This window comes from Novosphingobium mississippiense, from assembly GCF_044029535.1.
Classification (GTDB): Bacteria; Pseudomonadota; Alphaproteobacteria; order Sphingomonadales; family Sphingomonadaceae; genus Novosphingobium.
Map to the genome: position 1 here is coordinate 626,899 of NZ_CP147001.1, position 21,683 is coordinate 648,581.

The window sequence follows — 21,683 nt, forward strand, 5'->3', positions numbered from 1 at the left end:
ATCCTCAGCGGACGAGCTGGCGGGGCAGCTTGAAAGTGATGGTCTCTTCGGCGGTGACGACCTGCTCCGCCGTCACGTCGCGCAGTTCCGCGATGCGGGCGATCACTTCGTTGACCAGTTCCTCGGGCGCGGAGGCGCCGGCGGTAAGGCCGACGTTGGAAATCCCGTCGAACCAGGCCGGATCGATATCGGTGGCGCGCTGAATCATGCGGCCGATCGACCCCGAACGCTCCGCCACTTCGACAAGACGCAACGAGTTGGAGCTTTTGGGAGAGCCGATCACCAGCACCAGTTCGCACTGCGGCGCGATCTGCTTGACGGCGGCCTGCCGGTTGGACGTGGCGTAGCAGATGTCTTCCGCCTTGGGGGCGACGACATGGGGGAAGCGTGCCTCGATCGCGGCGATGATCGCGTGGGTATCGTCGACGGAGAGTGTGGTCTGCGACAGATAGGCCAGTTCGCGATCGGCGGGCACGTCCACGGTGGCGACGTCTTCCACCGTTTCGATCAGCGTCATGTTGCCTTCGGGAACCTGCCCGAACGTGCCGATCACCTCGGGATGGCCGGCATGGCCGATGAACAGGATGTGGCGGCCATCGGCGATCTGGCGTTCGGCCTGGCGGTGCACCTTGCTGACCAGCGGGCAAGTGGCGTCCAGCCACTCAAGCCCGCGTGCGCTTGCCTCGGCAGGAACCGACTTGGGCACGCCGTGGGCGGAAAAGATCACCGGCACGCCGTCCGGCACCTGGTCCACGCGTTCGACGAAGACCGCACCCTTGGCCTTCAGGCTATCGACCACGAACTTGTTATGCACGATTTCGTGGCGCACGTAGACGGGGGCGCCATAGATTTCGAGCGCACGCTCGACAATCTCGATGGCGCGGTCGACGCCGGCGCAGAATCCACGGGGGGCAGCGATCAGCAGGCGCAGGGGCTCGTTCGTTTCGAGCGTCTTCTCAGGCGGAAAGGGCGCGTTCATGAATGGGCCTCTAGCGCTTTGCCGCGCGCGCCGCTAGGGCAAGCGCACGCCACTCGAGGGATGTACCGATGAATGCACGCCGCCTGACTGCTACCGTCCTCTGCTCCGCTGCTGCGGTGACCGCGCTGAGCGGTTGTGCAAAGAAGGGCGATATCGTGGTCGATTCGGGTGTCGGCATCACGGCGGTGCGTACGGCATGCCCGGCGGTGGGCGTTCCCGACTACACGGGCGACATCACGCTGTTCCGTGCGCCGAACGACAAGACCTCGACCAATATCGACGTCGTCGCCGCGATCACCAACGTGCGTTCGCAGTGTGGCGACCAGAACGGCGCGCAGGCGAACGACAAGGTTACCTCGCAAGTCAGTTTCGACGTGCTGGCCCGCCGCAACGATACGCAGGGCGCCCGCCAGGTGACGCTGCCGGTCTTCGTCAGCGTGCTGCAGGGCGGCTCTGCCGTGGTCTCCAAGCGCGTGGGCCAGGTGCAGGTCAGCTTCGCCGCCGGTCAGGACCGCGCGCAGGCGCACTTCTCCGGTTCCGCCTTCATCGATCGCGCCGCCGCCACGCTGCCCGCCGACATTCGCGAACGCATCACCCGCCCGCGCAAGGCCGGCGATCAGGACGCGGCGGTCGATCCGCTGTCGCAGCCCGACGTCAAGACCGCCGTGGCACGCGCCAGCTTCGAAGTGCTGGTGGGCTTCCAGCTCGACGAAAGCCAGTTGGCGTACAACGCCACGCGTTGAGTTTGGTGGGCGGCTTGTACCCCGAGCCGCAGAGTCGTTCGGGGGTGCACGCCTGCTCGGCTTCGGATTAGCTGCCCTTTGGGATGTCTTCCGGCGGAACCAGTCCAGGGACAACAAGCCTGCGGCTATGGTGACTGGGCGGGCCTTTTATTTCACTGGCTTTCCGCGTTCATCAAGTCTCATGTCGCCTCCGCGTAGCCGTTGGATGGTCGTTACTTTGCCATCGGCCACATCATAGGCCACCGCATCATAGGACCAGCAGCAATGCGACGGGATGTCGGTGCCCCAGCTTCCGGCTGAATTGAAATATTCAATGAACAGCAGGCGGCGCGTGGAGGAAAAGCCGGGAGATATCTTGAACGCCACACCATGTGCGGCCAGCTTCTTGCCATATTGGGCGATCCAGTCAGGTTTGCCGTGCGCTATTTCCTTGCCGTCTTCGGTAACGACAACGTCATCGGCCAAGAGGGCGGCGTAACCGTCCACATCTTTGCTCTCGATGGTGCGGACCAGTTGCTCCGCCAAAACGGCTTGCCCCGGCAACGATGGCGGAGGCGGTACTTGAGCTTCTGTCGCCAGAGGCGTGCTTAACATCAGAAGCGAAAAGATTATCCTGCCGAGCATGTCTGCTTCCCGTCGCTGATGCCAGCTTTCAGGCTCTCACACAGGCCGACCTATGGCAACAAATCGTCGTGCGGGTGGCGGCCCGTCAATTGGCGACCTTGAGCCTTATTCCGCCATCGCCCGTTCGATCGCCTCACGCGCGTGGCGGGCGATCGTCTTGCGATCGGCGCGCTGTTCGGCGGTCAGTGGCGGCAGGAAATGAAGCGTCAGGTGCAGCGGTTTCCAGCGCGCCAGGATGCGCAGGAAGTTGTCCTGACCCGGTTCCTCACCCACCCAGGCCATGTCCGCCACGCGCGGGCCATAGTCCAGCCAGACCGGCTGGATCGCCAAATCATCGCAGTTCGCCTCGACGGCGGACAGCAGCGAGGATTTGAACGGCAGCAGTCCCGTGCCGTCGCTGGTGGTGCCTTCGGGGAAGATCGTCAGGCTGCCGGTATCGGCGATGGCGTTGCGGACTTGTTCGATCTGCGCGGCGACGCTGCGGCGTTCGTGCCGGGCGACGAAGATCGTGTCGTTCAATTCGCAGAGCCAGCGCAGCGGGCCGAAATCGGCAAGGCCGTCATGCGCCACGAAGGCGGTGCCCGTCGTCCCGGCCAGCGCGGGAACGTCCAGCCAGGATACGTGATTGGCCAGAAGCACGCTGCGCGCGGCGGGGCGGGGGCCGTGTATGCTGATCCGCAGGCCGGAAATCGCCGCCACCGCGCGCAGGAACACGCGCGGCGCGGGGTTGGTGCGCGTGAAGATCGCGATCAGGTAATAGGCGGCAAGGCTGACGAGCAGCGTGGCAAGAAGCGCGGCCAGCCGGATGACGACAAGCGGCCAGCCCCAGAGCGCGATGGCGCGCCCCGGCACGGCCGCTGCCGTCTGTGTCACTTGCGGGTTTCGCCGTCCTCGCGTTCGATCTTCACGCCGAACAGTTCCATGCGGTGATCGACGAGGCGGAAGCCGAGGCGTTCGGCAACCTGGCGCTGCAGCGCTTCCAGTTCGGGATCGACGAATTCGATGACGGCGCCGGATTCGACGTCGATCATGTGATCGTGATGCGCTTCGGGCGCGGCTTCATAGCGGGCGCGGCCGTCGCCGAAATCGTGGCGGTCCAGAATGCCCGCTTCCTCGAACAGGCGCACGGTGCGGTAGACCGTGGCGATCGAGATTCCCGGGTCGAGCGCGGAGGCGCGCTGGTGCAGCTTCTCCACATCGGGGTGGTCCGTGCTTTCGGACAGGACCTTGGCGATCACCCGGCGTTGTTCGGTGATACGCAGGCCGCGTTCGGCGCAGAGGGCTTCGATGTCGATAGGTTGATGCACGTTTGACCTGTATCAATGAAAAGAGGCGCACCCGCTATTTAGGCTGGTGCGCCTCCAATCACAACCTTTGGGGGCGCTGGACCATCCGCCTTTCCGCAGTTTGGTCCCTTCGCGATGCTGCGAAGGGGTGTTTTTGCGGTGCCAGGCGGCGATCAGGCGGCCTCAGGGTGCTGTCGCTCAGGCGGCGGCAGTCTTGGGCTTGCGGCCGCGGCGCGCGTTGGGCTTGCGGCCCAGGCCGATCTTCTTGGCCAGTTCGCGACGCTTTTCGGCGTAGTTGGGGGCAACCATCGGATAGTCGGCGGGCAGGTTCCAGCGCGCGCGATATTCTTCCGGCGTCATGTTGTAGTGCGTCATCAGGTGGCGCTTCAGCATCTTCAGCTTCTTGCCGTCTTCAAGGCAGACGATGTAGTCAGGCTTTACCGAGGCGCGCACCGAAACGGCGGGCTCAGGCTTTTCTTCCTCGACCACGGGCGTGCTGCCGAGACCGGCAAGGGCGCCGTAGACATTGGTGATGAGCGCAGGGAGATCTTCCACACCGACGCTGTTGTTGCTGACATGTGCGGCGACAATGTCAGAAGTAAGCGTGATAAGTGTTTCGTTGGCGTCAGCCTGGATAGCGTCCATTTTCTTACGACCTTTTATTTTTGCGACCTATAGGAGCGGGATCGACAGGGCGATTCACGTTCCGCACTTCGCAATGAACCAATCTTGTGCAGAAAACAAGGCGTTTCCCTATTGGTTCCTACTTGTCGTAATTATTGCGCGTTAATCCAGCGTGAATACTGCCGATTTGGTTGCAATGTCAGTGCAAGCCGGTCGCAATAGCGTTGCAAATGTTGCAGGCGAAGGTGATTGCATCGATCCGCTCGCCATTGGGCAGGCGATAGTAATCCTTGCGTTCGCCAATGGGATAGAAGCCGAAACCGGAATAAAGGAACTCGGCAGGATTGCCTTTTCTCATTTCAAGCAGCAACCGTTGGGCGCCGCGCGATGCGGCATCGTCGCGAAGGGTGTCCAGAAGGGTGCGGCCAAGTCCAAGTCGCCGATATTCGGGTTTAACGCCAAGAAGAAGCAGCTCTTCTTCTTCGTAACCGGTGCGCGAAAGAGAAAAGCCGGCCGCTTTTTCGCCTTCGTCAACCGGCTGGCCTTGCGGCGAAACCAGTCGGTAATGGCAATTGCCGATCGCCAGCGCATCATCCACCTGACGGCGGCTCCAGGCTTCGCCCCATGCCGGATCGAAGGCCGCTGCCATCACGTCCATGATGCGGTCCAGATCGTCGAACATGCGTGCGCTGGTCATTACTGGGCTCCGGTGGTGGCCATCGGCTTGGCATCGGGTGCGCGGCCATAGAGCGGATGCGCCTCTGCCGTCAGCGTGAAGGCCGGCAGCAGCGGCAGGCAGCGCGCGTCCGGCCAAAGGGCAAGCGCATCGCCTGAACCGCGAGCGGCCACCAAGGCCTCTGCCTGCGTGCCGGCCACCAGTCTTTCCGCGCACTCGGCCGAGGCGGCATCCGGGCGCAGCGAGGCGAGCGGGCGGATCGTGGCGCCTGCCGCGTCGAAACCCTGCACGAACCATTCGCCGTGGCCGCCGGTCATCGCCACGGCCACCGGCGCGTCACCGCGTTGCTGACGGGCCATTGCCGCGATCAGGTCCATCGTCGGATAGCCCAGCACGTCGGCGCCCCAGGCCAGGGCCAGTGCGCGGGCGGCGGCAAGCCCCACGCGCACGCCGGTGAAGCTGCCCGGGCCCAGGGCCACGGCGATGCGGGCGGCGCGGCCGCGATCGGGCAGGGCGGCGATCATCGGCACCAGCGCCTCGGCATGGCCGCGGCCCAGCATATGGTAATCGCCCGCGATCAGCGTGCCATCGGCGAACAGCGCCACCGAGCAAGCCTCGGTCGCGCTGTCTATCGCGAGAGTCAGGCCGGGAAGATCCGGCGCTCGGCTATCGGCGGATGCGGTCACGATCGCGTCGGGATCAGGCGGCGCGAACTTCGGTGACTTCGGGAACGTAGTGCTTCAGCAGGCTTTCGATGCCGTGCTTCAGCGTTGCGGTGGAAGAGGGGCAGCCCGAGCAGGCGCCTTGCATGGCCAGATAGACCACGCCGTCGCGGAAGCCGCGATAGACGATGTCGCCACCGTCGTTGGCAACGGCCGGGCGCACGCGGGTTTCGATCAGGTCCTTGATCTGCTCCACGATGTCGGCATCGGCCGGATCCTCGCCATAGTCCTCTTCCTCTTCGGGCGGGACCGAGAAGCCGCTGGCGCTGCCGCCGGCGAACAGCGGCGCCTGCGACACGAAATGATCGAGCAGCACCGAAACCACCTGCGGCTTCAGGTCCGACCATTCCACGCCGGGCGCGGCAGTGACGGAAACGAAATGCTCGCCGAAGAACACGCCGGTCACGTCGCCAAGGTCGAACAGGCCCTGCGCCAGCGGCGAGGCTTCGGCCGCCTCTGGCGAGGTGAATTCGCGCGTGCCCGCGGGCATGACCTGCCGGCCGGGCAGGAACTTGAGCGTGGCGGGGTTCGGCGTGGCTTCGGTTTCGATGTACATGGTTCCCGCGATGTAGGAGCAGTGGCCATCGGGTCAAGTGCGGCGATTGCCGGAATGCGGCAAATTACGCGCGTGCATTGCAACCGATGGTGCGTTTCCGGTGTTATTTCTATTCACTGGCCCTTAAGCAATCGCGGTCTTATACCAAAAGTGATGACGACTACTTCGCGCGCCGCTCGCTCGCTCGCCGCCCTGCTGCTTCTGGCACCGCTCCCGCAGCCCTTCCTTGCACCGGCACTTGCCGGAACGACGGCGAATACCGGCAAGGGTGCTGCCGCCACGACCGCGCAGAAGCCGATGGAAGGCACCAGGAAGCAGCAACCCGGCGCCCCGGCTTCCGTGCCTGCCTCTGCCCGGCAGCGGCCGCTGCCGGTGGTGGTGAAGCAGGATGGGGACGATGCCCCGCTGGTGGGCGACGCCGATCCCTGGCTCTATCGCGGCAGCGACATCCCGCATGACAAGGAATGGCACTTCGGCGAACTGCCCAACGGCCTGAAGTACGCCGTGCGCCGCAACGGTGTGCCGCCGGGCCAGGTTTCGATCCGCATCCGCGTCGATGCCGGGTCGCTTTACGAAACCGATTCGGAGCGCGGCTATGCCCACTTGCTGGAACACATGCTGTTCCGCGAATCGAAGTACATTCCCGAAGGCACCGCCATCGCCGCCTTCCAGCGCCTGGGCGCGACCTTCGGCAGCGACACCAATGCGGTGACGTCCACCACGCAGACCGTGTTCAAGCTGGACTTGCCCAACGCCACGCCCACCTCGCTGGACGAGACGTTCAAGCTGATGAGCGGCATGGTCACTGCGCCGGCGCTTTCGGCATCGAACCTGAAGCAGGACCTGCCGATCGTCATGGCCGAAATGCGCGAGCGCGGCGGCGCGTCGAAGCGCGTGCAGCAGGCGATGCAGCAGGTGCTCTACGCCGGCCAGCCGCTAGCCCAGCGGGAGCCGATCGGCACGGTGGAAACGCTGACCGCCGCCACGCCGCAAAGCGTGCGCGCCTTCTATTCGCGCTGGTACCGTCCGGACAACGTGGCCGTGATCGTGGCGGGCGACGCCGATCCGGCGACGCTGGAAAGCTATGTGAAGAAGTGGTTTGCCGACTGGAAGGCCACCGGCAAGCTGGCCACCGCGCCCAGCTTCGGCGATCCGGCCGCGCCCGCCGATGCCGATCCGAAGAACCCGGTGGGCGAGACGCGCGTGCTGGTGGAGCCGGACCTGCCGCCCTCGCTGCTCTACGCCACCTTGCGCCCGTGGCGGCAGGTGACGGACAACATCGCCTATAACCAGGGCCTGATGGTGGACGCCATCGCGCAGGCCGTGATCAACCGCCGCCTGGAAACGCGCGCGCGGGCAGGCGGCAGCTATCTCTCCGCCTCGGTCGACCAGCAGGACGTCTCGCGTTCGGCAGATGCCACCTTCGTTTCGATCACCCCGCTGGGAGACGATTGGAAGGCGGCGCTGCGCGATGTGCGCGCGGTGATCGCCGATGCCTTGACCCATCCGCCCACGCAGGAAGAGATCGACCGCGAAGTGGCCGAGCTGGACGTCAGCTTCCAGGTCCCCGTCGAACAGCGCCGCATCCTGCCGGGATCGAAGCTGGCCGACGACATGGTCAACGCGCTGGACATTCGCGAGACGGTGGCCGGGCCGGAAGACGTGCTGAACATCTTCCGCGAATCGAAGCCGTTGTTCACCCCGGCCAAGGTGCTGGAACACACCCAGCAGCTGTTCTCCGGCACCGTCACCCGCGCGCTGTTCACGACGCAGAAGCCGGGCGTCGTCACCGACGATTCGCTGCGCACCGCGCTGATGGAGCCGGTGAAGCCCGATGCCGCCACGCGCACCGCCAGCAACGCGCCGCCGGTCTCGTTCGACACGCTGCCCGCCATCGGCAAGCCGCAGAAGGCGATTTCCGACAAGCCGACCGGCCTGCTGGATATCGAGCAGCTGGACTTTGCAAACAACGTGAAGGTCCTGCTCTGGCCGGTTCAGGAAGAGCCGGGCCGCGTTACTGTGAAGGTGCGCTTCGGCGGCGGCACCCGCTCGTTCTCGCCCAAGGACGCGCCGTACCTTGGGCTGGCGGACTATGCGCTGGTCGGCTCCGGCCTGGCCACGCTGGGCCAGGAAGACCTCGACCGGATTTCCACCGGCCGCAAGATGGGCTTCGACTTCAATACGCAGGACGCCTCGTTCGTCTTCACGGCCGAAACGCGTCCGCAGGATCTGGCGGACCAGCTCTACCTCTTTGCCGCCAAGCTGGACCTGCCGCGCTGGGATCCCAGCCCGTTCACCCGCGCCAAGGCGGCGGCGAAGATCCAGTACGATACTTTCGCCACTTCGCCGCAGGGCGTGCTCAACCGCGACCTGACGTTCTATCAGCGCGGGCAGGATCCGCGCTTCGCCACGCCCACGCCCGCGCAGCTGGCCGGCACCACGGCCAAGGGCTTCAAGGCGGCGTGGAGCAAGGCACTGGCCAGCGGGCCGGTGGAAGTGCAGATCTATGGCGATTTCGACAAGGTGGCCGCCATCACCGCGCTGGAGAAGACCTTCGGCGCGCTGAAGCCGCGCAGCCCGGCGCCGATCGTGCCCGCTGCCGAGGTGAAGGTGCCCGCGCCTTCGGACGTGCCGATCGTGCTGCACCACCATGGCGATCCCGATCAGGCGGCGGCGGTGATCTCGTGGCCCACCGGCGGCGGCGCCATGGGCATCAGCGAATCGCGCAAGCTGGAAGTGCTGACCCAGCTCTTCACCAACCGCCTGCTCGATGCCGTGCGTGAGAAGCTGGGCGTGGCCTATTCGCCCTACGTCTATTCGCAGTGGCCGGTGGACATGAATACCGGCGGCTCGATCACCGCGATGGCGCAGATCGATCCCAAGTCGGCCACGGTGTTCTTCCAGACCGCCGACGAGATTGCCGAGAACCTGATCGCCAACCCGCCCAGCGCCGAGGAACTGGCGCTGGTGACGGAGCCGATGCGGCAGCAGGTAACCCGCGCGGCATCGAGCACGGCCTTTTTCATGAGCCAGCTGGAAGGCGCCACCTACGATCCCACGCGCATCGGCACGGTGCGCACGATCCTGAACGACTACACCCAGGTCACCCCGCAGCAGATGCAGCAACTTGCCGCGCGCTATCTGGGCAAGGACAAGTCCTGGCGGCTGGAGGTGATGCCGGAGGGCAAAAGCTCCGGCACGGTGGCCAAGCGCTGAATGAAACGGGAGGCTTCGGCCTCCCGTTTTCGTATTAGTGTTCCGTTTCGGATGACGTGTGGGTGTTCGCCGGCGTCCGCAACGCTGAATGCGTCTACTACAAAACCACCGGCTATAAACTCACCGTCATCCCCGCGAAGGCGGGGATCCCGCTTGTTCTAGCGGCGCGGCGAAGAAATACGCAGTTTTCTCTCACGGCAGCTATCGCGATTCTCGCTGAAAAAGCAGCCGTTTTGGAGGTGCCAGCATAGCGGTCACCAAAGAGTGATCGTATGTGCTGCACATGAGGTTTGTCGACTCGAAAATTTCTCGCGATAATCGCTATGCGCTCGGTACTGACTTGGTAACAGGGGAGCATTACCTAAGCATCCTTGTCGCCAATCGAATGGTCGACTATGACGAATATTATAAGCTCTCTGAGGTGGAGTTAGACCTTTTTTACTCTAATGCCGCAGATGCCGCCGACTTCGCGGCCAAGTGCAGACGTCACGAAATGGACGCACGCCTAATAATTTCACCCGGCGCGGATCGTGGAATTGGGTAGCCCTCAACTCCACCGCACCAACGCATGCGTGTAAGCCCTGGGAAGCGGTCGGCGGTCCAGCGGAAAGGCAGCTCCGCAGTTCTTACAACGATTTTCTGCCGGTCCGGAGCCGCCAACATTGCAGTCGTACACTGCTTGTCGCAGAAATAGGCTTCGCATCCTGTCCGGCTATGGATGGTTAAGGATCAACATTGATGCTCTTCCAGCGGTTTTTACCCTGTTTGGTTAGTGCGCTTATAACCAACGCGCTCATATGGCTCGTTTTTCGAACCTTCTTTCCTTGGTTTGCGACCTGGGAGCGGCTGGTCGTTGTTAGCGCAGGGGTACTGATCGGTTTTCTGCTTTGGCCCTGGCGGGCGAAGTCAGGAAACCACTCGAACGACTGATTCCCCCAACATTCCTGTCAAACGGATCGCTAGACCGTTTTGCCGAAACCCGCCGATCATTCAGCGTAAAGAGCATCGATGTACCCGCGTAAGGAATGGCGAGGTGCTGATCCTTCAAGGAAGCCTTGACCGGATCGATGACATCGATCGAAAAACTCTTCCCCGCTCACAGCATCGCAACAATCTTGCCCATCGCCCCGGTGTTGCGGCGCAATCGATCACGCTGATCGGCTAAACCGGCTTTGCAAAAATTGCTTGGAGCGGCTATGGCGCGCGCCTTGTTTGCGGTTCTTGCCGGTTTGGCCCCATGCATTTGGCGCGGGGAGAGAAGGCGAAGGAACCGCCAGGAGTACGTAACGTGGCTAGCAATTGGACCCCGGAAAGCTGGAAGGCCAAGGAAGCCCGCCATCTTCCGGTTTATGGCGATGCGGAGAAGCTGGGCGAGGTCGAGGCCACGCTTGCAAAGTTTCCGCCGCTGGTCTTTGCGGGCGAGGCACGTGCTCTGAAGGCGGATCTGGCCGAAGTCGCCGCCGGTCGCGGTTTCCTGCTTCAAGGCGGGGACTGCGCGGAAAGCTTCGCCGAATTCAGCGCCGACAATATTCGCGATTCCTTCCGCGTGCTGCTGCAGATGGCGGTGGTGCTGACTTTCGCCAGCAAGCAGCCGGTGGTGAAGCTGGGCCGCATGGCGGGCCAGTTCGCCAAGCCGCGCTCGGCGCCGACCGAGATGGTGGATGGCGTCGAGATGCCCAGCTACTTCGGCGACATCATCAACGGCATCGAGGGCACCGCCGAAGCGCGTCGCAACGATCCGGAGCGGATGCTGCGCGCCTACACCCAATCCTCGGCCACGCTGAACCTGCTGCGCGCTTTCGCGCATGGCGGCTATGCAAACCTGCGCCAGGTGCACCAGTGGACGATGGAACACATCAACCGCAGCCCCTGGGGCCAGAAGTTCGAACAGATGGCCGACCGCATCGGTGAGGCGCTGGACTTCATGGCCGCCTGCGGCGTGGACCCCACCTCGGTTCCGCAGCTTCAGGGCACCGACTTCTACACCAGCCACGAAGCGTTGCTGCTGCCTTACGAGGAAGCGCTGACGCGTCGCGATTCGCTGACGGGCGACTGGTACGACTGTTCGGCCCACATGCTGTGGATCGGCGATCGCACCCGTTTCGAGGGTTCGGCCCACGTCGAATACCTGCGCGGCGTTGGCAACCCGATCGGCATGAAGTGCGGACCCAGCCTTGAGCCCGATGCACTGCTGCGCATGTTGGACACGCTGAACCCGGCGCGTGAGCCCGGCCGCATGACGCTGATCAGCCGCTATGGCTATGACAAGGTGGAAGCCGGCCTGCCCAAGCTGGTGCGCGCGGTGAAGGCCGAAGGTCATCCGGTGGTGTGGTCGTGCGATCCGATGCACGGCAATGTCATCAAGGCGGAAAGCGGCTTCAAGACCCGCCCGTTCGACCGCATCCTGTCCGAAGTGCGCGGCTTCTTCGCCGTTCATCGGGCCGAGGGCACCCATGCCGGCGGCATCCATATCGAGATGACCGGGCAGGACGTGACCGAGTGCACCGGCGGCGCGATCGCCATCACGGACGAGGCGCTGAAGGATCGCTACCACACCCATTGCGATCCGCGCCTCAACGGTGCGCAGTCGATCGAACTCGCTTTCGAGCTGGCCGATCTGCTCAATCTGGAAGCGACCGAACGGCAGAAGCAGGCGGCCTGATCCGCCGTTTCCCGGAAAGCCTGAAGCCAAGGATAAGCGGGCAGGGGAGCAAGCGCTCTCCTGCCCGTTTGCCTATCCGGGCCCACTCCTCCGGGCCCACTCCTCCGGTCCCACTCGCCCAGCGTCCCCCGAACTTGCCGACCCGACGATGTTGCCGTAGATTTTTCCGCAGGGTGACCGGGCGAAGCGCCGGGGCATTCATGGGGAGGCTGGGCGATGGCGGTGTTTACGCGACGAGTTCTTGAATCTGTTGCCCTGATCGGCGCCACTCTGGCGCCCGGCTCCGTTCATGCGCAGCAGACCCAGCCCGCCCCCACCTCTCCGATCGTCGTGCAAGGGGACAAGCCGGCAGCGGCGCCTCAGCCCGCCGCTTCTCCCTCCGCGATCGATCAGGCCGATCCCGTGGTCTGCGAGAAGATCCAGGAAATCGGTTCCCGGCTGAAGGTCAAGAAGGTGTGCCTCACGAAAAGCCAGTGGGATGCGCAAAGGCGTGAGGACCGGATGAACATCGAACGCTCGCAAATCACGCGCGGCGTGGGGCCCAACTGACTGCGAGCTGCGGTTCCTCCCGGTGAGATGACGGTGGAGGGGGCCGGAAAACATAGAAATCAAGCGGTCGTCGGGTCCAACGCCGCTTCACGCTTGACCGTGTGAAATGCACGGGCCACCAATCGCGGCCATGATAAGAAACATCGGGATCGCCGCGAGTCTGGCCTGCGCGCCGCTCGCTCTCGCCGCTGCCACGCAGCTTTCCGCGCAGGATGCGGGTCAAGACAGGGTGGTGGCGCACACGGACACCATGGCGAACGAGCAGGTCGCCGCGTACGATTGGGTGCGCCCGCAGGCGGATTACATCCGCCGCGTGGTGATGATCCCGATGCGCGACGGCAAGAAGCTCTACACCGTGATCGTGATGCGCAAGGGCACGCATGACGGGCCGATCCTGCTCAGCCGCACGCCTTACAATGCGGACAAGATGACCAGCCGCAACCGCAGCCAGAAGATCGAGGAGATCTTGCCGGTCGCGGACGCGGATTTCGTGAACGATGGCTATATTCGCGTCTATCAGGACGTGCGCGGGCTGGACGGGTCCGAAGGCGATTACGTGATGAACCGGCCGCTGCGCGGGCCGCTGAACCCCACCAAGGTGGACCACGCCACCGACACGTATGACACCATCGACTGGCTGGTGAAGAACGTGAAGGAAAGCAACGGCAAGGTGGGCATCACCGGATCGTCCTACCTCGGCTTCACCTCGCTGATGGCGCTGATCGATCCGCATCCCGCGCTCAAGGCTTCGGTGCCGCAGAGCCCGATGGTCGATGGCTGGATGGGCGATGACTGGTTCCACAACGGCGCCTTCCGCATGTTCGGCTTCGATTACGATCTGGGCCAGACGGTGAAGAAGGGCGGCGGCGCGGTGCCGAAGGGCACGGGCGACGAATACCAGGCCTATCTGGAGGCCGGTTCGGCGATGGAATACGCCAAGGCCTATGGCCTCACGCAACTGCCGGTGGTGCGCAAGGTGCTGGAACATCCCAGCTATGACGCATGGTGGCAGGGTCAGGCGGTGGACAAGCTGCTGGCCGCGCGCAAGCTGACCGTGCCGACCATGCTGGTCGTGGGCCAGTGGGACCAGGAAGACAGCTATGGTGCGCCGGCGGTCTACAAGGCGCTGGAGCCGCAGGATACCAACAACGACATGGTTTCGCTGGCGATCGGCCCCTGGCGCCATTCGCAAGTGAACTATGAAGCGCGTGAACTTGGCCCGCTGAAGTGGGAAGGCGATACCGGCAAGCAGTTCCGCCAGCGCTACATGAAGCCGTTCTTCGACTGCCACCTGAAGACCGACGCGCCGAAATGCGATACGCCGCCGGTGCTGACGTACGCCAGCGGCGTGGACCGCTGGGAAGTTTCGCAGAAGTGGCCGGCGGGGAACTATACCCCGCTCTATCTCTCGGGGAACTACGGCCTGTCGTGGGCGAAGCCGACCTCGGGCAGCGACAGCTATGTCTCCGATCCGGCCAAGCCGGTGCCGATGCTGCCGCGCCCTGTCCACATGCAGGGCGACGAGTGGCGCACCTGGCTGGTGCATGACCAGCGCTTCGTTGATGGCCGTCCGGACGTGCTCAGCTACACCACCGGCGTGCTGGACAAGCCGGTCCACATCATGGGCGCGCCCAAGGTGGAACTGCACGCCAGCACCACCGGGCAGGACAGCGACTATGTGGTGAAGCTGATCGACGTCTATCCGCAGGAAAACTCGGCCAATCCGGAACTGGCCGGCTATCAGCTGGGTATCGGCATCGAGATCTTCCGTGGCCGCTATGTCAACGGGTTCGACAAGCCGCAGCCGCTGGAACCGGGCAAGGGCTATACCTTCCAGTGGTCGCTGCCGAACGTCGATCACGTGTTCCTGCCGGGCCACAAGATCATGGTGCAGGTGCAGTCCAGCCTGTTCCCGCTCTATGACCGCAACCCGCAGTCCTGGGTGCCTTCCATCATGGAGGCGATGCCGAAGGACTATGTGAAGGCCACGGAGACCGTGCAGTATGGCGGCGACGCGGCCAGCGCGGTCTGGCTGCCGATCGCCGGGAACTGACGCTTATCGGATCGTCTCCCGGTGGACAGAAAAGACACCGGGAGACGATCATGAGCGGACCTTTCGACCTTTCGGGGCGCCTTGCGCTCGTGACCGGCGGCGCCAGCGGGATCGGCGCGGGCATCTGCGCGGTGCTGTCGTCCGCCGGCGCGCGCGTGGTGATCCTCGATCGGGATGAGGCCGGGGCCCGCGCGCAAGTCGACGCCGGCGTGGCCGTGGACGCGGTGCCGGTGGACCTTGCCGATGAGGCGTCCATCGTCGCCGCCTGCGCGGAGGTGGGCAGGCGGCACGGAACGCCCTGGCTGCTGGTGAACAACGCCGGGCTCCAGCACCGCGAAATGCTGCTGGAGGGCACGTCCGCGCATTGGCAGCGGATCGAGGCGATCAACGCCCGCGCGCCGTTCCTGATGATCCGCGAAGTGGCACGCATGATGATCGAGGGCGGAGAGGGTGGCCGCGTGGTCAACTGCTCCTCTTCCGGGCTGGTCGGCCAGTTCGTGCAGGGATTGGCCGCCTACATGGCCAGCAAGGGCGCGCTGGCGGCGCTGACCACCAGTGCGGCGTTCGAGCTGGCGGCGCATGGGATCACCGTCAACACCGTGCTGCCGGGCGGCGTCGGCACCCCCGGCGCGATCCATGCGGAGGGACCGCCGCCGGTAGGCCCCGGTAATCGCGTGCCGCCGCTGGGCCAATGCACGGCGGAGGACATCGCTTCCGCCGTGCTCTACTTCGCAACGCCGATGGCGCGGAAGGTGACCAATCAGGTGCTGGCCGTCGATGGCGGGTTTACGGTGACTTAGGTGCCCGCCCCACCAGCAGGCTCAATTCCTTCCCTTAGGCCACCAACCAACCTTTCCCGTCATCCCCGCAAAGGCGGGGATCCCGCTTCTCTTTTTTGATGCACGCAGAGACGCGGAGACGAAAAGAGGTTGCGCAGCGATGCGCTGCTCATCTGCGTCTCTGCGTGAACTCCAAAAAGCGGGGCCCCCGCCTTCGCGGGGGCGACGGGGTGTGAGTGTAGTGCACGAGACGTATTGGCCGCGCCTCCACCGGAGCGGCCATCCCGCCCTACACCGCATTCCGCTTGGCAATCGCCCCCAGCACCGCCGCGCTTGGCTTGGGCGTGCGGGCGAATGTCGCGCGGTCGACAGAGCACAAGCCGTACTTGTGCTTGAACCCGAACACCCATTCGAAGTTGTCCGCCAGGGTCCAGTGGACATAGCCCAGCACCGGCACGCCATCGGCAATCGCCTGCTGAAGCCCGGCCAGCGCTTCGGGAATGAACTTTGCGCGCACCGCATCGTCCTCGATGCCGATGCCATGTTCGGTGACCATCACCGGCCGTCCGGTCGCTTCATGGGCATAGCGCACCGCACCGGCGAGCGAGGCGGGGTAGATTTCCGTGCCCATCTGGTTGCGCGGGGTATCCGCCGGCGGCTGGACCTGCCCTTCGGCATTCCAGATGGCGCGGGCATAGTTCTGCACGCCGATGAAGTCGTCCTGCTTGGCCAATTCCAGCCAGGCGCCATAGAACTGCTTGCGGATCGCATCGCGCTGGGAATTCGCGCCCACGGCCTGATCGTCGCTCATGGTCAGGCTGACGCCCACCGGCAGATCGCCCCGCGCGGCCTTTATCGCGGCGCGGCCGGCCTTGTGCGCGGCCAGCATGTTCGCTTCCAGCAGCGGAATGTCGTCATGCTCGGGCAGCATGCCGTTCTTGAAGTTGCTGGCCCCGCACGCGGCCCCGGCCGCCTGGTTCATCGCCTTGACCATGCCGGCCATCTGCGGCGGCAGGCCCTTGTCCACCAGATGGATCATGTTCGGCTCGTTCAGCGTGGTGGCATAGCCCATGCCCGCCGCCAGCCGCCGCGCCGCCTTGTCGCAATAGCGCGCGAACAGGTCCGCCGCGTCCTTCTGCGTCCAGCCGCCCTGCGCCGCGAACCAGCGGGGCAGGGTGAAGTGGTTGAACGTCACCATCGGCGTCAGCCCGCGTTCGTGGCAGCCTTCGATCATCCGCGCATAGTGATCGAGCATGGCGATGGAGAACACGCCCGGGCGCGGCTCGATCCGGGCCCATTCGATCGAGAAGCGATAGGTATCCAGCCCCATCTGCTTCACCAGATCGAGGTCGCGCGGCCAGAGTTCGAAGGAATTGTTGGCGTCGCCCGAAGGCTCCATGAACATCGTGGGCTTCACCTGTTCGACCAGCCAGAGGTCGCTCAGCGTATTGTTGCCCTCCACCTGATGCGCGGCGCTGGCGGTGCCCCAGCGGAAGCCCTTGGGAAAGCCCTTCGGCGTCGCCGCCATCACCTTGCCCGCCTGTGTGGCGAGCGCGCCAGCCGCCAGCCCGGATGCCAACATCGTTCTACGGTCCATCTCTCTCTCTCCCTGTTTCGCGCCGGCTTATGCGATCAGCCGGTCTGCGGTTTCGTTCCAGCTTGCCATGAGGTCGAAGTCGCGATCCTCCTGCAGCCATTGCAGTTCCAGCCCGTCCATGGCCGCGATCACCTGCCGGGCAAGCCGGTCCGGGCTGTCGCTCAGGGGGCCGAGAATTTCCGCGAAGCGCCGGCGAGCGAGCCGGTCACGCGTGACGAAGTAGGCGTGGGCGGGATGGTCGGGCGCCAGGGCCTCCACCCGCAGCATCGCGTAGAGCCGCACCAGTTCCGGCCGCTCCGCGTTGCGCGCGACCACGGCGGCGAACACGCGCAGCACTTCGCCGCGGTCGCGGGCAGGGGCGTCGCGGGGGAACAGGGCGGCGATGGCGTGCTCATCCTGCGCGTCGCGATGGTCCAGCACGGCCAGCAGCAGGTCGGTCTTGGAGCCGAAGTGATGGAGCAGCCCGGCGTCGGTCATCGCGCAGCGCATTGCCAGATCGCGGATGGAGAAGCCGTGGAACCCACGCTCGCCGATCACGGCGATGGCCGTATCGAGGATCGCGGCGCGGCGGTCTTCGCGGTTCATGCGGGTGCGCATGGCGGGCCTCTTTCGTTACCTAGTGAGTGCTAGGTAAGCGGATTAGCCGGGCGCGGGAAGCGGGGGTGAGCAGGCATCGCCGGGGCGAATGGAACTGTCCTCCCCGGTACGGGGAGGTGGCAGTGCAAAGCACTGACGGAGGGGAGGCGCGGCGTTAGGGGGCGTCTTAGTAAACCGCGATTCCCCTCCACCACCTTCGGCGGTCCCCCTCCCCGTGCCGGGGAGGACAGGCTCAACTCTCGCCGAACAGTTCCCGTTGGGACGCTTCGATTTCCTCGAAATACCGCCGCCTTGCATGGCGCTCGGTCACGACACCGACTACCTTGCCCACGCCGTCGACCACCGCCAGTTCGTCCGCCACGGCAATGTCGAAGGCCTTGATCATCGCGCGGATGTCGGTCGCCGGGGCGAGGGTGGTGTCCACCAGCGTCGCCAATGTGCCCACTTCGGTTTCGGGATCGAGGTTCGGGTTCCACGCTGATGCAGTGGTGACGATGCCGGCATAGCGGTCTTCCGCATCCAGCAGGATCGCCTTGCTGGTGGAGCCCAACGGCACCCGCGCGCGGAATTCGGATAGCGGCAGGTCGGCCGGCGCGGAAACCCAGTCGGTGCGCATGATCCGCCCGGCGGTAAGGCTGAGCATCCAGCCGATGTCGCGCGGGGACCGGATGATCGAGCCGCGGATGTGCAGGCGCCAGGTGGAGAAGGAGTAGCCGAACGTCTCCCGTGTGAAGGCGCTGGACACGAGCGAGGCGGTCAGCACCACGCCCATCAGCGCGAAGTCGTGCGTGGTCTCCAGGATCAGCAGCGCCAGCGTCATCGGCCCGCCGACGATGGACACGGCCACGCCAGCCATGCCGACGAGGGCGGACTGCGTGGGGTCCAGCTCGATGCCGAACGGCAGCATCTGCACCGCGTCCGCAAAGATCAGCCCGACCAGCGATCCCAGGAACAGCGAGGCGAAGAACAGGCCGCCGCGAAACCCGAAGCTGAGCGAGATGACGGAGGCCATGATCTTCAGCGCCAGCACCATCAGCAGGAACTGGATCGCCGGCTGCATCGCCAGGTTGAGGTGCATCGCCCCATGCCCGGCCGAGAGTGACTGGGGGGAAAGCCACGCCAGCGGCATCAGCAGCAGCCCGCCGATCAGCGGCCGCCAGCGGGCGATGCGGGTCAGCTTCTGGACGTGGATCTCGATGAACGTCACCAGCCGCATCACCAGAATGCCCACCAGTGCGCAGGCAAGGCCAAGGATGGCGTAGATGAAATAGTCGGGCGTGGTCAGCGCGCGGGTGCTGGATGCCGCGATCAGATAGGGCTCCACGCCCAGTTGGCGGGTAATGAACGCCGCGCCGAGGGCAGCGGCGATGACGGGGGCGATCGCCGCCGGCGTATACGTGCCGATCACGATCTCGAAGGCATAGAACGCACCGGCCAGCGGCGCGCCGAACGCTGCGCCTACGGCTGCGCCGGCACCGGCGCCGACCAAAGTGCGCATATCCGCGCGGCGCAGCTTGAACCACTGGCCCAGCACCGAGGCAACGCCGCCGCCCATCTGCGCATAGGCGGCTTCCAGCCCGACGGAGGCGCCCGCGCCGTTGGAAACGATGGTCTGGGCGGAGATGATCAGGTTGTCGATGAACGGAATCCGCCCGCTGTGCAGGGCGTTCGCCTCCACCACGTCGATCGGTGCGCGGCGGCGGCGGCGCAGCAGATAGGCGATGCCGATCAGCACCAGTCCGCCCAATGGCAGGGCCAGCAGGCGGATCGGGTGGCGGATTTCGCCGATGGCGCTCAGCCGGTTGCCGGTGACGCCGTAAAGCACCTGCTGGATGGCATGCGCCAGGAAGCCCTGCAGGTTGGTCAGCCACCCGGCAGCGATGCCGGCGCCGACGGCGAGCAGGATGAACGCCAGTTCGCTTTCGCGCATGCGCCGTCGCTGGCGGACGATCAGGGCTTTGAGGGCATTGACGGCGGGACGTCGCATCGCCGCCGATTGGGCCTCACGGTGGGCGAGAGTCAAGGCGGGTATTGGGAGAAAAGGAGGAATTTGGGTGAGATCAGTCCTCCCCGGCACGGGGAGGTGGCAGCGCGCAGCGCTGACGGAGGGGAGTCGCGGCCTCATCAGACGGTTGCGCCTTGGCGAGATTCCCCTCCACCACCCTTCGGGCGGTCCCCCTCCCCGTGCCGGGGAGGACTGGCTCAGGCCCCGAACCAGCCTTTCGCGTCCGCCGCCGCCAGTTCGCGCTCCATATATTCCCACAAGGCCGGCGCGCCGAGGCTGATCTGCGGCTTCAACCGCTTGACCACGCGATCATGGCTAATGCCGTTCTCGCGCCAGCTCTGCCCTTCGTTGCGCAAGTTCAGCAGCGCGGGCATCGCGCGATCGATGGCATGGGCGAAGCGGGCCTCGACGGACTTCTCCTCCTCGAACTCGATCCACAGGCCGCGCAGGTAATCCGCCTCGGCATCGGGCAGGATGCCGAAAATCCGGTCGATGGCGGCGCGTTCGGCGGCCTTGCGGTCGGCCAGGCCTTCCTCGAAGAACACCATGACGTCGCCGGTCTCGATCTCGCCAATGTCGTGGACCAGCAGCATGGCCATGACGCGGCCGATGTCCGGCGAGCCTGAGGCGTAAGGCGCCAGCGCGACGGCGAAGAGCGCGATTTGCCAGCTATGCTCCGCCGAGTTCTCATAACGGTCCAGCCCGATCGGCTTCACCTTGCGGGTGACGGCCTTGAGCCGGTCCAGCTCCATCACGAAATCGATGACGTTCTGCATTGCCCACTGCCTCCTTTGCCGACCGGGTGGCCGCTCTGGAGGTTTGGCGGGCGATTCTCAAGCCGTGAGGTCGTTTCCGATGCCCGCCTCACCTCAGCTAACACAACCCCCGCCGAAAACTCCCCGTCATCCCCGCGAAGGCGGGGATCCCGCTTGTTCTTCTGGTGTGGCGAAAGGAAAGCGGGGCCCCCGCCTTCGCGGGGGCGACGGAGTGTTTTGTATTTGGGCAGTGCGGAGAACGGGATGTGACGGTTCGTTTTTTAGCTGGGTCGGGGTGCGCGGTGCGCTCACTTCGAAACCGTCACTCCATCACTTCGGCGGCATGCGGATGCCACCGTCCAGACGGATGCACTGGCCGTTGAAGTAGGTGTTGCGCGTCAGCTCCATCACCAGAGAGGCGAACTCGTCCGGATTGCCCAGGCGCTTGGGAAAGGGCACCGCCTTGCCGAGGCCATCGTAAACAGCTTCGTTCATTTCCTTCACCCGCAGCATCGGCGGGGTGGCGAACGTGCCGGGCAGGATGGCGTTGACGCGGATGCCCAGGTCCATCAGGTCGCGCGCCATCGGCAGCACCATGGCGTTCACCGCGCCCTTGCCGCCGCCATAGGCAACCTGGCCGATCTGCCCGTCCTGCGACGCGGCGGAGGAGGTGAGGATGATGCAGCCGCGCTCGCCATCGTCGTTGATGGGATCGGAATTGGCCATGCCCAGCGCGGCGATGGAAGCGACGCGGTAGGATGCGGTGAAGATACCCTCGGCCGACTTGGCGATCTGTTCGGTGGGCGCGCGCTTGTAGGAGCCGGTAGCCTTGTCGAAAGAGACGGTCTTGCCGCCGCCGGCCACTACCGCGCAGTGCACCACCACGCGCTCCTGCCCGTGGGCGGCGCGGGCCTTGGCGAAGCCGGCCTCCACGCTGTCCTCGTCCAGGATGTTCACCTTGCAGAACACGCCGCCGATTTCGGCCGCGAAAGCCTCGCCCGCTTCCTCGCTGATGTCGAACACGGCAACCTTCACGCCGGCATCGGCCAGTGCCTTGGCGCTTGCCCGGCCCAGGCCCGATGCGCCCCCGGTGACGACGGCGGCAAGCGTGGTGTCGATCTTCATCAATGGTCTCCCGGCACGATTCGTATTTGCGCAAGGGCTAGCGCAAGTGGACGGGCGGCCGCGCGGGAAGATTGTGGGCGGGCGGCAAGTATCGCTCCCACGCGATGGCCTCATCAGGCTTGCGCCGATTGCCGA

At 65.0% G+C, this 21,683-nt stretch carries 20 protein-coding genes; 7 read left to right on the forward strand and 13 right to left on the reverse strand.

Features of this window, described 5'->3' with window-relative positions; translation table 11 throughout:
• Positions 1-4: 4 nt before the first annotated feature.
• Positions 5-979, reverse strand: coding sequence for a 4-hydroxy-3-methylbut-2-enyl diphosphate reductase (gene ispH, locus WBP06_RS02930; protein ID WP_395331693.1), 975 nt, complete (start codon positions 977-979; stop codon positions 5-7).
• A gap of 68 nt (positions 980-1,047) precedes the next feature.
• Here ispH and WBP06_RS02935 point away from each other — a divergent pair, with 68 nt between their 5' ends.
• Complete coding sequence (locus WBP06_RS02935) at positions 1,048-1,722, forward strand: hypothetical protein (RefSeq protein WP_395331695.1); 675 nt, start codon at positions 1,048-1,050, stop codon at positions 1,720-1,722.
• Positions 1,723-1,869: 147 nt separating this feature from the next.
• Here the strand turns inward: WBP06_RS02935 and WBP06_RS02940 are convergent, their stop codons facing one another.
• The 7 genes from WBP06_RS02940 to WBP06_RS02970 all read right to left on the reverse strand — a co-directional run bounded on the left by WBP06_RS02940 (position 1,870) and on the right by WBP06_RS02970 (position 6,210).
• Positions 1,870-2,346, reverse strand: coding sequence for a DUF4440 domain-containing protein (locus tag WBP06_RS02940; protein ID WP_395331697.1), 477 nt, complete (start codon positions 2,344-2,346; stop codon positions 1,870-1,872).
• Between the two features lie 105 nt (positions 2,347-2,451).
• The gene (locus tag WBP06_RS02945; protein WP_395331699.1) at positions 2,452-3,219 is read right to left on the reverse strand and encodes a lysophospholipid acyltransferase family protein; all 768 of its coding nucleotides are present in this window, start codon (positions 3,217-3,219) and stop codon (positions 2,452-2,454) included.
• The gene (locus WBP06_RS02950) at positions 3,216-3,653 is read right to left on the reverse strand and encodes a Fur family transcriptional regulator (protein ID WP_395331701.1); all 438 of its coding nucleotides are present in this window, start codon (positions 3,651-3,653) and stop codon (positions 3,216-3,218) included. The genes WBP06_RS02945 and WBP06_RS02950 overlap by 4 nt, the downstream gene beginning before the upstream one ends.
• Before the next feature lie 177 nt (positions 3,654-3,830).
• Positions 3,831-4,277 carry a MucR family transcriptional regulator gene (locus WBP06_RS02955; protein WP_395331703.1) on the reverse strand — a complete coding sequence of 149 codons (447 nt, stop codon included), beginning with the start codon at positions 4,275-4,277 and terminating at the stop codon, positions 3,831-3,833.
• Positions 4,278-4,455: 178 nt separating this feature from the next.
• Positions 4,456-4,938, reverse strand: a complete 483-nt coding sequence (locus WBP06_RS02960; RefSeq protein WP_395334004.1) for a GNAT family N-acetyltransferase — start codon at positions 4,936-4,938, stop codon at positions 4,456-4,458.
• 14 nt (positions 4,939-4,952) lie between these two features.
• Complete coding sequence (tsaB, locus tag WBP06_RS02965) at positions 4,953-5,618, reverse strand: tRNA (adenosine(37)-N6)-threonylcarbamoyltransferase complex dimerization subunit type 1 TsaB (RefSeq protein ID WP_395331705.1); 666 nt, start codon at positions 5,616-5,618, stop codon at positions 4,953-4,955.
• A 13-nt stretch (positions 5,619-5,631) separates the two neighbouring features.
• Positions 5,632-6,210 carry a NifU family protein gene (locus WBP06_RS02970; RefSeq protein ID WP_395331707.1) on the reverse strand — a complete coding sequence of 193 codons (579 nt, stop codon included), beginning with the start codon at positions 6,208-6,210 and terminating at the stop codon, positions 5,632-5,634.
• A 153-nt stretch (positions 6,211-6,363) separates the two neighbouring features.
• Between WBP06_RS02970 and WBP06_RS02975 the strand changes: the two genes are divergently transcribed.
• The 6 genes from WBP06_RS02975 to WBP06_RS03000 all read left to right on the forward strand — a co-directional run bounded on the left by WBP06_RS02975 (position 6,364) and on the right by WBP06_RS03000 (position 15,490).
• Positions 6,364-9,426, forward strand: coding sequence for a M16 family metallopeptidase (locus WBP06_RS02975; protein WP_395331709.1), 3,063 nt, complete (start codon positions 6,364-6,366; stop codon positions 9,424-9,426).
• A 1,033-nt stretch (positions 9,427-10,459) separates the two neighbouring features.
• A complete protein-coding gene (locus tag WBP06_RS02980; protein ID WP_395331711.1) occupies positions 10,460-10,591 on the forward strand; it encodes a hypothetical protein in 132 nt (43 codons plus the stop codon).
• A 123-nt stretch (positions 10,592-10,714) separates the two neighbouring features.
• Positions 10,715-12,088 (forward strand): class II 3-deoxy-7-phosphoheptulonate synthase, encoded by a 1,374-nt coding sequence (locus WBP06_RS02985; protein WP_395331713.1) that lies wholly within the window; start codon positions 10,715-10,717, stop codon positions 12,086-12,088.
• 216 nt (positions 12,089-12,304) lie between these two features.
• Positions 12,305-12,637, forward strand: coding sequence for a hypothetical protein (locus WBP06_RS02990; protein WP_395331715.1), 333 nt, complete (start codon positions 12,305-12,307; stop codon positions 12,635-12,637).
• 130 nt (positions 12,638-12,767) lie between these two features.
• Positions 12,768-14,690, forward strand: coding sequence for a CocE/NonD family hydrolase (locus WBP06_RS02995; protein WP_395331717.1), 1,923 nt, complete (start codon positions 12,768-12,770; stop codon positions 14,688-14,690).
• A 50-nt stretch (positions 14,691-14,740) separates the two neighbouring features.
• Entirely contained in the window at positions 14,741-15,490 is a 750-nt protein-coding gene (locus WBP06_RS03000; RefSeq protein ID WP_395331719.1) for an SDR family NAD(P)-dependent oxidoreductase, read from the forward strand.
• A 268-nt stretch (positions 15,491-15,758) separates the two neighbouring features.
• Here the strand turns inward: WBP06_RS03000 and WBP06_RS03005 are convergent, their stop codons facing one another.
• The 5 genes from WBP06_RS03005 to WBP06_RS03025 all read right to left on the reverse strand — a co-directional run bounded on the left by WBP06_RS03005 (position 15,759) and on the right by WBP06_RS03025 (position 21,548).
• Complete coding sequence (locus WBP06_RS03005; protein ID WP_395331721.1) at positions 15,759-17,066, reverse strand: glycoside hydrolase family 1 protein; 1,308 nt, start codon at positions 17,064-17,066, stop codon at positions 15,759-15,761.
• Positions 17,067-17,093: 27 nt separating this feature from the next.
• Positions 17,094-17,663: a TetR/AcrR family transcriptional regulator gene (locus WBP06_RS03010; RefSeq protein WP_395331723.1), complete on the reverse strand. Its 570-nt coding sequence runs from the start codon at positions 17,661-17,663 to the stop codon at positions 17,094-17,096.
• A 232-nt stretch (positions 17,664-17,895) separates the two neighbouring features.
• A complete protein-coding gene (locus tag WBP06_RS03015) occupies positions 17,896-19,650 on the reverse strand; it encodes a chloride channel protein (protein ID WP_395331725.1) in 1,755 nt (584 codons plus the stop codon).
• Between the two features lie 215 nt (positions 19,651-19,865).
• Positions 19,866-20,444: an HD family hydrolase gene (locus tag WBP06_RS03020; protein WP_395331727.1), complete on the reverse strand. Its 579-nt coding sequence runs from the start codon at positions 20,442-20,444 to the stop codon at positions 19,866-19,868.
• 309 nt (positions 20,445-20,753) lie between these two features.
• Positions 20,754-21,548 (reverse strand): SDR family oxidoreductase, encoded by a 795-nt coding sequence (locus WBP06_RS03025; protein ID WP_395331729.1) that lies wholly within the window; start codon positions 21,546-21,548, stop codon positions 20,754-20,756.
• Between the last annotated feature and the right edge of the window lie 135 nt (positions 21,549-21,683).

Excerpts from the sequence above, each read along its gene's own strand:
- WBP06_RS02995 (WP_395331717.1), top strand. The coding sequence starts at position 12,768 with ATGATAAGAAACATCGGGATCGCCGCGAGTCTGGCCTGCGCGCCGCTC.
- WBP06_RS02940 (WP_395331697.1), bottom strand. The coding sequence starts at position 2,346 with ATGCTCGGCAGGATAATCTTTTCGCTTCTGATGTTAAGCACGCCTCTG.
- WBP06_RS02990 (WP_395331715.1), top strand. The coding sequence starts at position 12,305 with ATGGCGGTGTTTACGCGACGAGTTCTTGAATCTGTTGCCCTGATCGGC.
- WBP06_RS03010 (WP_395331723.1), bottom strand. The coding sequence starts at position 17,663 with ATGCGCACCCGCATGAACCGCGAAGACCGCCGCGCCGCGATCCTCGAT.
- ispH (WP_395331693.1), bottom strand. The coding sequence starts at position 979 with ATGAACGCGCCCTTTCCGCCTGAGAAGACGCTCGAAACGAACGAGCCC.
- WBP06_RS03025 (WP_395331729.1), bottom strand. The coding sequence starts at position 21,548 with ATGAAGATCGACACCACGCTTGCCGCCGTCGTCACCGGGGGCGCATCG.
- WBP06_RS03005 (WP_395331721.1), bottom strand. The coding sequence starts at position 17,066 with ATGGACCGTAGAACGATGTTGGCATCCGGGCTGGCGGCTGGCGCGCTC.
- WBP06_RS02975 (WP_395331709.1), top strand. The coding sequence starts at position 6,364 with ATGACGACTACTTCGCGCGCCGCTCGCTCGCTCGCCGCCCTGCTGCTT.
- WBP06_RS03020 (WP_395331727.1), bottom strand. The coding sequence starts at position 20,444 with ATGCAGAACGTCATCGATTTCGTGATGGAGCTGGACCGGCTCAAGGCC.
- WBP06_RS02935 (WP_395331695.1), top strand. The coding sequence starts at position 1,048 with ATGAATGCACGCCGCCTGACTGCTACCGTCCTCTGCTCCGCTGCTGCG.
- WBP06_RS02955 (WP_395331703.1), bottom strand. The coding sequence starts at position 4,277 with ATGGACGCTATCCAGGCTGACGCCAACGAAACACTTATCACGCTTACT.
- WBP06_RS03015 (WP_395331725.1), bottom strand. The coding sequence starts at position 19,650 with ATGCGACGTCCCGCCGTCAATGCCCTCAAAGCCCTGATCGTCCGCCAG.
- WBP06_RS02960 (WP_395334004.1), bottom strand. The coding sequence starts at position 4,938 with ATGTTCGACGATCTGGACCGCATCATGGACGTGATGGCAGCGGCCTTC.
- WBP06_RS02970 (WP_395331707.1), bottom strand. The coding sequence starts at position 6,210 with ATGTACATCGAAACCGAAGCCACGCCGAACCCCGCCACGCTCAAGTTC.
- WBP06_RS03000 (WP_395331719.1), top strand. The coding sequence starts at position 14,741 with ATGAGCGGACCTTTCGACCTTTCGGGGCGCCTTGCGCTCGTGACCGGC.